Origin of the sequence: Nocardia abscessus NBRC 100374, assembly GCF_000308455.1 — a bacterium.
Classification (GTDB): Bacteria; Actinomycetota; Actinomycetes; order Mycobacteriales; family Mycobacteriaceae; genus Nocardia; species Nocardia abscessus.
The window spans coordinates 126257-135096 of sequence record NZ_BAFP01000064.1; the positions used below are offsets into that span (position 1 = coordinate 126257).

Here is an 8840-nt window from a genome sequence, read left to right on the forward strand (position 1 = left end):
GCTGCGACCGATCATTCACGTCGGCGGTCCACCATTTCGCTTCGGCGGCGTCGATATCGGTCAACGAACCCTGGGCGTGCGCGGCGACAGCCGAATCCAGGAAGGCCTGGGTCACGTCGAGTTCAGTCGCCATCTCCACGAGGAGGAACTTGTTGTACTGGAAGGACCGATCCGCTCACCGAGCACCTTTCTCCGGACGAGAGAGTTTCAGCATCCTTGTCCTTGTCGCGGGTCGAGTTGCCGGTCTGGCGGGAAGTGCGTGAGGTGGACGGCCCGCCCGACGCCGGAAGCGCCGGGCGGGGCGGTCACGCCGGGCCGGCCTCGGCCGCGGCGGACAACTCGGCCCACTCCTGCCAGCCCTTGACCCGGTCGGCGTAGACCTGCGGGACGACCTGGAGGGGGAAGGTGCCGAAGAAGATCCGGGACGGTGGGGTGTCGGCGTCGACGACCTTCAGCAGTGCGGGGCCGACGCCGGCCGGGTCGGGATTGGGGAGGGTGGCGAAGCTGGCGTTGACCGCCTCCCTGAAGTCGTCGTAGGCGGTCAGTGGTGCGGAGTAGGCGGAGGAGCTGTTGAATTCGGTGCCGAAGGGGCCGGGCTCGACGACTGTGACCTTGATGCCGAAGGGGGCGACTTCCTGGGCCAGGGAGTCCGACAGTCCCTCGACCGCTGCCTTGGTGGCGCTGTAGCCGCCCGTGGTGGGGTACGCGGCGAGGCCGAGCAGGCTGGACACGTTGATGATGTGGCCGCTGCCCTGAGCGCGGAGGTAGGGCAGTGCCGCCTGGACGACCCAGAGGGTGCCGAACAGGTTCGTCTCGAACTGGGCGCGGATGTCGTGTTCGGTCAGCTCTTCGACCATGCCGAACAGGCCGTAGCCGGCGTTGTTGACGACCACGTCGAGGCGTCCGAAGTGCGCGTGGGCACGCCGGATGGACTCGGTCACGGCCGTTTTGTCCGTGACGTCCAGGGCCAGCGGAAGGATCGCCGCGCCATGGGCGGCGACCAGGTCGGCCCGTGCGTCGGTGTTGCGGGCGGTCGCCGCGACCTTGTCGCCGCGCGACAGCGCGGCCTCGGTGAACCGGCGGCCCAAGCCGCGGGACGAACCGGTGATGAACCAGATCTTGCTCATGGAAGTACTCCTCAATTCAGATACGAAGACAACAAAAGAGACGTTATACCAATATGGGATTGAGTACCACTTAGGGTCTGTGTACTACACTCACGGCATGGCCGAGACATCCAGGACCGCGCCCTCGACGCTGCGGGAGCGGACGCGAGCCGCGATGCGTGATGAGGTGAGTGAAATCGCGTTCCGGCTCTTCTCCGAGCAGGGCTTCGACAAGACGACGGTCGAACAGATCGCCGCGGAGGCGGGCTTGTCGCGCACCACCTTCTTTCGGTACTTCGGCACCAAGGAGGAGCTCGTCCTCGGCAAAATGAGCGAGTTCGGTCCCCGGATCGCCGCGGCGCTCGCCGCCCGCCCCGCTGACGAGGGGCTCTGGGAAGCGCTACGCCGCTCCTTCGACGTGCTCACCCAGCCGACGGCCGACGAGCCCCAGCCATTCCTCAACCTGATGCGGCTGCTCAACGACGCCTGCGCCTTGATGACCCGCCAGTGGGAGAAGACACAGGGCTGGCACAGCCTCCTGGTGCCCGAGATCATCCACCGGCTCGGCGGTGACCGGGAATCCACGGCCGACCTGCACGCCCACGCCCTCGTAGGCTCGGCGATTTCCTGCCTGGACGCCGCAACCGACGCCTGGACGGCCAGCGGCGGAGCCACACCGTTGTCTGAACTCCTCGACCAGGCAATGGGCGTACTGGTCGAGCCGCCCGCATAACCTGAGAGCGAGTTCCCTTGACCGACCGCATGCGGCGCGTTGTCGGTTCATCCAGGGTCAGCGGTGAGCTGTTCGTGGAATCGCCAAGCTTCTCCGAATCCACCCTCGGCGGACTGGCCGTCGCTCGCGCCCGTGGACGCATCGGTGGCCAGAAGCCGAAGCCACACCCCCCGGGAGGTGCAGCTGGCCCGGGCACCGCCTCCTGGCTCGACCGATCGCGGCAAGCCTCCACCCAGGCCCAGCCCGTTCCCGGCTACAGCTATCCCCGCACAGCGAACCTCGCCAGGCACCGATACCCGCGGTGGCCGGTGTGGCCCGCGAGCCGCACGCGAAGCTGCCGACCTGTCCCTGGCGGAGATGGCCCGCCGCGTCCCCTATGGCAAAGCCGCGCTCGGATTCTTCGAAACCGATGCGCGCACATCGGCTTCCATGTCATCGCCTCCGCTGAGCATCGCTGGATCGACACCGAACAAGCCGTGGCGCTCGGTGGCGGTACGCACGATCAACTTCGGCGTGCGCACGCCCACCTCACGATGGGTTCGACGCTGCCGAACTACCGGAACTCGTGACTGCGCCAAGGTTTCGGCGAGTACGACCTGGTCACCGGTGGGTCGGACCGGTTGGCCCGCGCACTGGTCGGCGCGGGTTCTGCCGACGACGCGGCCGGTGCGCTCACCGCACATCTCGACGCCGGTGCGGACCACGTCGTCGTACAGGTCCTCGCGGACACACCGTCGACCGATCCGCCACGGGCCGACGACCTCTCCCACCCGGAGAGAGGTCGTCGGCGGCCCGTAGGCGCTGGGTCAGTGGTGTGCGGCGCGGTTGATCGCGACGGTCTCGTCCAGCGAGGGCGCCTCGGTGAGGCTCGCGAACTGCTCCCCGAGCCGGTCGCGAGTACGGGGCGCTTCGTCCTTGTCGGCCGCTGCCAGGGCCCGCTGCAACTCCGCGGCATCCAGTTCGGTGCAGTAGGCAGGCGTCCCCGGCTGCTGCCGCCACGATTCGGCCAGAGTACCGGCATCGACGGGATCGAAGCCCGTGTCGTCCACAAGTTGCATGACGGTCCGGCGTGCTCGTTCCGAATCGGCGGCGACGGGGATGGCGATGCGGCCGGGCGTTCCGGCGGGTACTCCCTTGGTCTGCTGTGTCCCCGCCAGCGCGGCGTTCCACGCCTTCACAATCGGCTTGCCGAGCTGCTCGGCGCTCCACACACTCTCGACCTGTCCGTTGTCCACCGCTTCGATGTGGCCGTTCATGCTGGGGTAGTAGTTCGACGTGTCGACGATCACCGTATCGCCGGAAACCCCGGCGAGGAGGTCGGCGAGTTCGGGCTGCTTCGCGAACGGGATCGACAGGACGAGGACCTCCCTGTCGTGGGTCGCGGCGTCCAGGTCGACTGCGCGAGCGCCTGCCTCCCGGACGCCGGGGGCGACGGCCTCCGGTCCGCGGGCGTCCGCGACCAGTACCTCATGTCCGGCCTCGCTGAGCCGGCGTGCGATATTGCCGCCGATGGCTCCGGCGCCGATAACGGAAATCCTCATATCGTGTTCCTTCCCTTCTATCGTGTCCAGATCGCTACATGAACAACGCGCGGCTGAGGCGGACGAGGTACTCGGAGTCGGGGTTCGTCGCAACGCCAACCCTTTCGGCGATTACGGCGCCCGACAGGTCGCGCCGCTTCGGCAATCTTGCGGCCTCGGCGCGCGCCAGGGCGGCCGGCATCTCGTCGCGGGTGAGATCCGTGCAGTAAGCGGGTGCCCCCGGCTGCTGGCGCCACGATTGCGCCAGCGGTCCGGCATCGAATCCATCGAATCCGGTGTCCTCGACCAGCGCTATGGCGACCGCGCGTTCGCTGTCGTCATCGGCCGCGACCGGGATCGCGATACGGCCCCGAGTCCCCGAGGGTGTGCCTTTCAGGGCGAAGGAGGCGGCGCCGATGGAATTCCATGCCTTGACGATCGAGCGGCCGAGTTGTTCGGCGATCCAAAGACTTTCGACCTGGCCGGCTTCGATGGCCGCGATCTCGGAATCACGCCCCGGAAAGTAGTTCGAGGTGTCGATGACGACCGTCTCGGCGGGTACACCGGCTAGCAGCGGCGCGATCTCGGGAACGCGGTTCAGTGGGATGGAGATGATGACGACGTCTACGTCTTTCACGGCCTCGGCGGCGGGCACCGCAACTGCTCCCGTGGACAGGGCTGTGGCGTCGATCGTTTCGGGCCCGCGCGAGTTGGCCACCTTTACGTCGTGTCCGGCCGCGCTCAACTTTCGACTGAGCGTCTTACCGATATGGCCGACACCGAGAATGCCTATCTTCATCCAGAAACTCCTTTAGTTGGTATCGATTTCCTTCATCGCGTGCAGCCATCGCCGCAGCTTTCCCAACGCGTCGCTCGAGCCGCGCGGTATCGGCTCGACGTGCCTCCAGTTCTTTCCGAACGGGACTGCAACACCGCGGCCAAAAGCGCCTGGCGGGACGCTGAGCCGCCTCCAGCAGAGCAGCTCGGTTGCGCTGGACATCCGTGCGTGGCCGGCGGCCCGGCTGCTCTCCGGCACCCATACGTCCTCCTGTCTGCTCCCAGATCCACGGCAAAACGGATACCACCTCCGGATACCTCCACAGCATAAAGCGGAGGCCGCATCCGGTCAACCCGCCGGAGTGGATGGCTACGGGCTGCGCCGAAGGTGGAAGCTCGCCGACGCTGCGTCGTCCCCTCGGTCCCGGCCACCCCTGTCGGCTGGTCCTCCCGGTTTTCCGCCGCTGAGCCTCCGGCCGGCCCGACCGTCACGGTGGAGCAAAGTGTCATACCGGTGCCCGCACGTGTTGCAGCCCGTAGGGATTGCGCGGCCGGGCGCAGTCACCGCCATGGCGGCCGGGCACAGTGCGGTCTGCCCAAAGGAGGCAACCGTCGTAAGGGCCGGGTGCTGGACGCACTTTGCGGGTACCGGCAGGCTGCTTGCAGACGGCGGCACGGCAAGGCCGCCCGGCCGAAGTGGGGGAGTGCGCGCTCTTCGTGTTCGTCTTCGGTGTGTGTGACGTGTTGGGTGTACGCGACTTTGCGCGGGGGCGGTCAGCGGTGGACGGCGCGATTCATCTCCACGACGTCCTCCAGGATGGCCGTCGCCGGGAGGGCGCAAAACGCTCCGGGAGGCTGTCGCGGATACGTTTGCGTCGACGCGGGAGCCCGCCGTCAGTCCCGGATTCCTGCCACCTCGACCTCGATGGCTTCGATCCGACCCGTCGCATCGAAGGAATTACCGATGCGCTCGGGACTTGTATCCGAAATGAGCAGGTAGAGGGTTCGCATTTCCGGTCCGCCGAGTACCGCATCCACGGCGAACGTGCCGCCGTCGGGATATGTTGCGGTGTCCGGGTCGATCCGAATGATGTCGGTAACCTCGCCGCCATCGCGGACACGGCGAAATTCACCGATCCACGGGAAGGCCGCCCATACCGCACCCTCACTGTCGATGCCGATACCATCGATGGCCTCTGTGTCCGGTGGCCCGAACTTCGCAAACACGCGCTGGTCTACCAGCGCTCCGTCGTCTGTCACGGTGAACGCGGTGAGCCTCGTCCGTGGCGCCCGGAACGATTCCGCAACGACCAGGGTGCGCCCGTCGCCTGTGATGGCGATGCCGTTGGGAAATATGAGGTCCTCGCCGCCCGTGTCGATCCGGCCATCGGGATGGCGGATGACCAGACCCACGCCGACGGGATCGGTTCCGAAAACGTAGCCCTGCGGACCGATATATGCGCGGCCCTCTCCGTCCACGGCCATATCGTTGGGATGAAACGCGACCGGCGCGAGGTCGGCGAGTTCCTCCAGACCGCTACTTCCCACGCGCAGCAGCCGTCCATCGTCTATGGAAACAACCATCGGTGCCCCATCAGGGCCGAAACCGAGACCCGAGGGTCGCCCGGGCACATCCGCGACATCCTCGACTCGCCCGCCAGGGGAAAGACGACAGATCTTGCACCGGGTCATGTCCGAGAACCACAGCGCCCCGCGGTGCCACCGGGCGCCCTCGAGATAGCCGAGACCACCCTCCGCCACAAGACGGCGAGCATCAGCGGGCAGCACCCTTGGCGAACGACTCATATATCTTCCTTGATAAAACTGCGGTACCGGACGCTGGCGAATCAGAACTGAGTGAGCCCAGTGGTTTACGCCTTCTCGTCCCGCTCGCGGTAGCCGCTCGCGATGAGCATGCGGAGCCGGGCGAGCGACTCCTCCTCGGCGCCGTTGCCCTTGATCCAGGCAATGGAACAGGCCGCGAGGAACAGGTCGTACCCCCGCACCGACGCACGTACGTGCCCCGCGAGCTGCGCGGCTTCCACGTACTTGTCGGTGGCGGTGATGAAGATGTCGCAGGGAATCGTGAGCGGATTGTCCGGCTCCTGCGCCCGGGCTGCGGCCATGAGCGGGTCCGGCAGCCCGTTGAAGGCGCTGAAGTACTCCTCCATCGCCCGCAGCCACTGCTCCAACGCCTCGCCGGCATCGCCCAACTGCTCGATGTCCGCCTGGCGGGCCCCCAGCTCCTCGGAGCGCGTCTGCAGCACGGCCGCCAGCAGCGCCTCCCGGGTGGGGAAGTGCCGGTACAGGGTGCCGGGCCCGACGCCGGCCTCCTTGGCCACGGCCTCGAGCGAGGTGCCGACCCCGTGCCGCAAGAAGTGGCGCTGCGCGGTCTCCAGAAGGGCCGCGCGGTTGCGCTGGACATCCGATCGGGGCTTTCGCCCCCGCTGTTCACTGGCGTTCATGCGCCCTCCCGATCTCCGGCGTTCCTGCGGCCACATCAAAACGGATTCCGCCTCCGTATGGGTTCGAGCATAAAGCGGAGGTAGCATCCGGTCAAATGGGCGCAGCGGAACCGGACCAGGAGTGTCAGGCAAGGGGCCGTCCGCGCACCGCGCCCGAAGGCGGCCGTCTTTCCGGTAGGCCTCCGGGAAAATACATCAGGGTGGACGCGAGGCTCGGGCATCGCTGAAGTCGACCCCGAACTCATCAACGCGGGCAAGGGGACCATCACGGTGCTCCGAGCGATCCGCGCTCCACTGAAAGAGGCGGCGCCGAACGCCGTTCGGTCAGCGCCGTGTCCCGTGCAGGATGAGCGTGTGCTCGATGCAGCGCGCGATGAACTCGCCGTCGAGCGGACCATCGACCACCAGAAGACGGAAATAAAGCGGAGCGGAGAGGGTTTCGAGTACCTCACGGGCATCGACCTCCGGTGGCAGCTCGCCGCGGTCGACGGCCCTGCCGATGACGTGCGCTGTCCGTTCGAAGCGGTCGTCCCAGAAGCGGCGGCGCGCCTCGGCGACCTCGGGATCGGCGGACAGGGCGATGGTCGTGCCGAGCAGCCGCGCGATGCCTGGGCGCGAGATCAAGTGGGAGATCTGTTCGGCGAGTTGATGGAGATCACCGCGCAACGTGCCCGTGTCGGGTGCGGGGTTGCCGGCCGCCGCCAACTCGGTGACGGTCTCGGCGATCAGGGCTGTGCGCGTGCCCCAGCGTCGGTAGATCGTCGTCTCCGCGACACCCGCCCTGGCTGCGACATCGCCGATGGTCAACCCCTCGATCCCGTGTTCGGCTACCTGGTCCAGAGTCGCGGTTAGTACGGCATCGCGGACGCGCGCCGACCGTCCCCCGGTTCGCTTGCGCGGGACCGGGGGCGGTGACAGTTGCTCGACGCCTGCGTCAGGGCCACGCTGATCCATGCCCCTGTTCTACTCGATGCGCCGACCGTGACGGGCGGGACCGTGCCGCAAGCGCGGTGGATCAGCGCAGGTACGCGGTGATCCAGTTGCCGAATTCGCAGGCCAGATGCCACTGATGCTCGGCGATGTACAGGCCCGGAACCGCCGCCGGGAAGGCCACCGCGAGACGGCTGCGGAATCCGCCGCCGGGTTCGTCGCGGAACTGGTGTCGCACGCCGCCGATGACCGTGCCGTCGGCGAGTGCGGCGGTTCCTCTCGCCTGCCTCCCTGTTCGCGCGACGCCAGCGACGTGCCGAAGAAGGATCAAATGTTAATGCAAGGTAGCCTTGCGTTAAGGCAGCATGGGTGACTCGAGTCACTCTGTCAACGGGGAGTTCCTATTAACGCTAGGCGGTATTGCGTTTAGAAGGATCTGTGGTTACCTTAACGCTGGCCTGCCCGGCGTTAACCGGCCGCGAGCTCGAGCGGAGGGGCAGAAGTTCACCACCCCGTCGAAGGGAGTGGTCGAGACGAAAACGGAGAGGAAGGCGAGGAACTCATGGGCGAGTCCATCGCGATTCGGACGTTCGTAGGCGGCGAACAAGTCTCGGGGGAACAAGTACGTGCATGGGAAGCACGCCGGGCCGAAGTGGTGCTGACCAAGCTCGCAGGCCGTCTGGGATCGCGAGCCTTCGCCGAACTTGCGCCGGAAATGCACCTCGACGACCTGCTCAGCGCTCCGCTCGACGCACAACGATCCGCGTTGACCTCGATGAAGACCCGCCTGGGTCACGCGGGCGTCTACGCCGTACTCGAGCGCGACCTGGCGATCTCCGAGCGGATGACGCGCACCGGGGTCGCACTCAGCAGGGGTCGCACCAAACACGCCGTCACCCGCCTCGAGGTCCCCGGCTACAGCGCCGAACGATTCGCCGCCTGGTTCACCGACCTCACCGCCACCAACGCCGAGACCGACATGGTCGACGCCTGCCCCGACCACTACCTGCTACGCGCACTCCCCGACGGCCGACAAGAAGTCGTCGAAACCACAGGAGGATCACCCCTGGCCACCCGCTTCCTCATCGATTACGACAGAACCGAAGCACTCACCATCCCCGTCGACCCCCGCTACCCCCAGCAGATCGCGGGCCAAGCCCTCCTCGACGACGATCTTGTGATCGGTGGCGTACGGCACCAATTCCACGACCGCCACGGAACAATGGAAGCCCTGCTGACCGTCCAGTTCCCGGCGAGCCTGCCCGCCCGATTCATCCACCAACACCGATGGCACCTGGCCGTCGAATTC

At 66.9% G+C, this 8840-nt stretch carries 9 protein-coding genes and 1 pseudogene; 2 read left to right on the forward strand and 8 right to left on the reverse strand.

The genetic code is table 11. From position 1 onward, the window contains the following. Positions 1-305: 305 nt before the first annotated feature. Positions 306-1127: an SDR family NAD(P)-dependent oxidoreductase gene (locus tag ON19_RS12955; protein WP_043690640.1), complete on the reverse strand. Its 822-nt coding sequence runs from the start codon at positions 1125-1127 to the stop codon at positions 306-308. Between the two features lie 97 nt (positions 1128-1224). Here ON19_RS12955 and ON19_RS12960 point away from each other — a divergent pair, with 97 nt between their 5' ends. Continuing rightward, positions 1225-1839, forward strand: a complete 615-nt coding sequence (locus ON19_RS12960) for a TetR family transcriptional regulator (protein ID WP_043690781.1) — start codon at positions 1225-1227, stop codon at positions 1837-1839. Between the two features lie 374 nt (positions 1840-2213). On the opposite strand, the gene ON19_RS43125 is transcribed toward ON19_RS12960, so the two are convergent. From ON19_RS43125 to ON19_RS41815, 7 genes and pseudogenes are all read right to left on the reverse strand, one after another. Next, a complete protein-coding gene (locus tag ON19_RS43125; protein ID WP_043690644.1) occupies positions 2214-2609 on the reverse strand; it encodes a hypothetical protein in 396 nt (131 codons plus the stop codon). 36 nt (positions 2610-2645) lie between these two features. Further along, a complete protein-coding gene (locus ON19_RS12970; protein ID WP_043690648.1) occupies positions 2646-3380 on the reverse strand; it encodes an NADPH-dependent F420 reductase in 735 nt (244 codons plus the stop codon). A 34-nt stretch (positions 3381-3414) separates the two neighbouring features. Then, the gene (locus tag ON19_RS12975) at positions 3415-4158 is read right to left on the reverse strand and encodes an NADPH-dependent F420 reductase (RefSeq protein ID WP_043690651.1); all 744 of its coding nucleotides are present in this window, start codon (positions 4156-4158) and stop codon (positions 3415-3417) included. A gap of 1031 nt (positions 4159-5189) precedes the next feature. Further along, a pseudogene (locus tag ON19_RS12980) lies at positions 5190-5942 on the reverse strand (SMP-30/gluconolactonase/LRE family protein); the annotation flags it as partial. A 65-nt stretch (positions 5943-6007) separates the two neighbouring features. Next, entirely contained in the window at positions 6008-6601 is a 594-nt protein-coding gene (locus ON19_RS12985; RefSeq protein WP_043690656.1) for a TetR/AcrR family transcriptional regulator, read from the reverse strand. A 324-nt stretch (positions 6602-6925) separates the two neighbouring features. After that, positions 6926-7555: a TetR/AcrR family transcriptional regulator gene (locus tag ON19_RS12990; RefSeq protein ID WP_051168810.1), complete on the reverse strand. Its 630-nt coding sequence runs from the start codon at positions 7553-7555 to the stop codon at positions 6926-6928. Between the two features lie 61 nt (positions 7556-7616). Next, positions 7617-7862: a hypothetical protein gene (locus ON19_RS41815; protein ID WP_157229685.1), complete on the reverse strand. Its 246-nt coding sequence runs from the start codon at positions 7860-7862 to the stop codon at positions 7617-7619. A 231-nt stretch (positions 7863-8093) separates the two neighbouring features. On the opposite strand from ON19_RS41815, the gene ON19_RS12995 reads away from it, so the two are divergent. Beyond that, a partial coding sequence (locus ON19_RS12995) for a hypothetical protein (protein ID WP_043690658.1) occupies positions 8094-8840 on the forward strand: 747 nt, incomplete at its 3' end.

Excerpts from the sequence above, each read along its gene's own strand:
- ON19_RS12960 (WP_043690781.1), top strand. The coding sequence starts at position 1,225 with ATGGCCGAGACATCCAGGACCGCGCCCTCGACGCTGCGGGAGCGGACG.
- ON19_RS12970 (WP_043690648.1), bottom strand. The coding sequence starts at position 3,380 with ATGAGGATTTCCGTTATCGGCGCCGGAGCCATCGGCGGCAATATCGCA.
- ON19_RS12985 (WP_043690656.1), bottom strand. The coding sequence starts at position 6,601 with ATGAACGCCAGTGAACAGCGGGGGCGAAAGCCCCGATCGGATGTCCAG.
- ON19_RS12955 (WP_043690640.1), bottom strand. The coding sequence starts at position 1,127 with ATGAGCAAGATCTGGTTCATCACCGGTTCGTCCCGCGGCTTGGGCCGC.
- ON19_RS12975 (WP_043690651.1), bottom strand. The coding sequence starts at position 4,158 with ATGAAGATAGGCATTCTCGGTGTCGGCCATATCGGTAAGACGCTCAGT.
- ON19_RS12990 (WP_051168810.1), bottom strand. The coding sequence starts at position 7,555 with ATGGATCAGCGTGGCCCTGACGCAGGCGTCGAGCAACTGTCACCGCCC.